Genomic DNA, 2,361 nt, shown 5'->3' on the forward strand with positions numbered 1-2,361 from the left:
TCCCCTCCGGCCACCCGCCCCGCCGCGCAACACCGCCCGCTCTTTTCCACCCCACGCGTCTCCGCTTGAAGGCTCAGACGGACTGCGCGGGCTCGTCGCGATGGAACGATGCCGGCAGCATGGCTTGCTCCAGCATCTCGATCGAACGGGTTTCGACGCCGCGTGCGGCGAAGAACTCGCGCCAGCCGCTGACCACGCCGAGCATCGACTCGACCATCGCCTTCGCGTCGTCGACGCCGAGCCCGAAGGCTTCGCACTGCGACAGCAGGTTGTAGAGGCTCGCCGCGCGGCCGAACCGCCCCGCCTCCAGCGCCAGGTCCCGGCGCTCCTGCGACACCATCGGCACCGGCACGATGTCATAGGCGGGCGAGAGCCGCCAGCCACCCTGCATCTGCAGCATCGCGTGGTTGCGCGGATGGTCGTCGTTGTTGGTGACCATCGCGTTGAACACCATCCGGCGGAACAGCTCGCGCCGGTCTTCGGCGCTCTTGACCGACCAGCGGCGCARTTCGTCGGCCAGCAACGGGTATGACCAGCGCTCGCGGCCGAGGTAGCCGTCCTCCGCATCGAGCACCGTGAGACCGGACACCAGGCCGAAACGAGCGTAGGCCTGGGCCTGCGGGTTCCACGCGCGGTCGAAGCGCTCCAGCATCAGGACCTCGCTGGATCCCACCCGTTCGATCCTGGCGCCGCAGACGCGCAGGCCGGCAGCGCGGGCCAGTTCGAGCGTTGCGTATTCGATGCGCTGGGCGTTGTGCCGGTCGCCCTTCTCGGGCAGCTTGGCCAGCCAGACCCTGTGATCGTCCTCGACCGCGACCTTGGGGCGTGCACCGCCCATGCTCGTGCCGGGCTCCAGCGCTTCCAGCACCTCGTGCGGCAATCGGCCGTCGGCCTCCAGCGCCTGGGCCGCCTCGATGAGGGCCTGGAGTTGGTGCGTGCGGTTGAAGGGGCGCCGCGGTGCCGGAGGCTGAACCGTGAGGCCGAAGCTCAGGTTGCCCGCGCCATCGTCGGGACCGTTGAGCAGGTACGCCATCTCCGGGATGGATGCCTCGGGCTGCGCCAGCTTCGCCTGGATGACGCGCCGGCCCCACGCATCCGGGCTCGCGTCGCGGACGGCGCCGGGAAGGCCCTTGAGCTTGGTGAAGCGCCGCGGCCTCGTGGTCAGCGGAAGGTGGAACGGGTCCAGCGGGACCACGTCGCTGCGCTCCAGGTAGCGCCTGCCGTAGGTGAACGTTCCCTCGTGCGCACCCGCGCCGACGCTGCGCACCTTGAGCGATGCACAGGGCACTGTTTCCAGCGTACCGGGCAACTGGATGTAGACGTAGCAGGACTGCTCGCCGGTGGCCATGGGTGATCAGAAGTCGTTGTCGCCGGCGGCCGGCTGGCGTGCGCGCCGGGGCCGGCGCGCTGCCTCGAGGATCTTGCCGTGCTCGTCAGCATCTGGATCGGCCAGCGCCGTCGTGGTGCCCATCAGCCCCAGCTTCCACAGCACCGAGAAGACCGTGCCGATGGTCGCGCCTGGATGGCCCGTCTCAAGAGCATAGAGCGTCTTGCGGGTGATGCCGCAGGCCTGCGCCAGTTCGTCCTGGCTCATGCGCCGGCGAATGCGGGCCAGGCGGATGTTCTGCCCCAGTTGCGCTACCGCGGTGCTGACTTCAAGCGGCGTCGCGTTGATGACGGCCATTCTGCTACCCAATAAATCACTTATTGGGTAGCAGATTACTCATATGAAAGATGATCGTCAAGCAGCCTTGGCAGTCGCCAGCCGGCGCGGCTTGTCCATCTGCGCCGACACCAGCACCACCCCGAGCGCCAGCACCGCGACGCCGGCACCCAGCCAGCACAGGTCGGTGAGCGGCCGGTCGGCGGCGATCAGCAGGCCGCCGAGCCAGGCGCCGCCGGCGTTGCCGAGGTTGAAGGCGCCCTGGTTCAGCGTCGAGGCGAGGTTGGGCGCGCCGACCGCGGTGTCGAGCACCCGCACCTGCGCGGCCGGGCCGATCGCGAACGAGACGATGCCCCAGACGAACAGCGTCACCATCGCCGGCAGCGCGAAGGGGGCGGTCCACGAGAAGGTCAACTGCACCAGCGCGATGCAGGCGAACAGGCCGGCCATCGCCGGCATCAGCCGCCAGTCGGCCAGCCGCCCGCCGAGCAGGCCGCCCACCGTGATGCCGCCGCCGAACAGCATCAGCGCCCAGCTGATCTGGTCGGGCGAGAAGCCGGTGACGTCGCGCAGGATGTAGGCGATGTAGGTCAGCACGGTGAACATGCTGACCGAGGCCAGCGTGCTGATCAGCAACGAACACTGCACCTGGAAGCGGGCGATCGCGCGGAACTCGCGCAGGATGCTGCCCTCCTGCG

Annotated in this window: 3 protein-coding genes; all 3 read right to left on the minus strand. The window is 69.2% G+C overall.

Translation table 11 applies throughout. The features are described from left to right. Window positions 1–73: 73 nt before the first annotated feature. Window positions 74–1,348 carry a type II toxin-antitoxin system HipA family toxin gene (locus tag AC1D01_RS30585; RefSeq protein ID WP_477873136.1) on the minus strand — a complete coding sequence of 425 codons (1,275 nt, stop codon included), beginning with the start codon at window positions 1,346–1,348 and terminating at the stop codon, window positions 74–76. A gap of 6 nt (window positions 1,349–1,354) precedes the next feature. Beyond that, window positions 1,355–1,684 carry a helix-turn-helix transcriptional regulator gene (locus AC1D01_RS30590; RefSeq protein ID WP_477873138.1) on the minus strand — a complete coding sequence of 110 codons (330 nt, stop codon included), beginning with the start codon at window positions 1,682–1,684 and terminating at the stop codon, window positions 1,355–1,357. A 57-nt stretch (window positions 1,685–1,741) separates the two neighbouring features. Continuing rightward, window positions 1,742–2,361: MFS transporter (locus AC1D01_RS30595; RefSeq protein WP_477873140.1), on the minus strand; the 620-nt coding region annotated here is incomplete at its 5' end.

Source organism: Rhizobacter sp. P3_B12 (genome assembly GCF_056402895.1).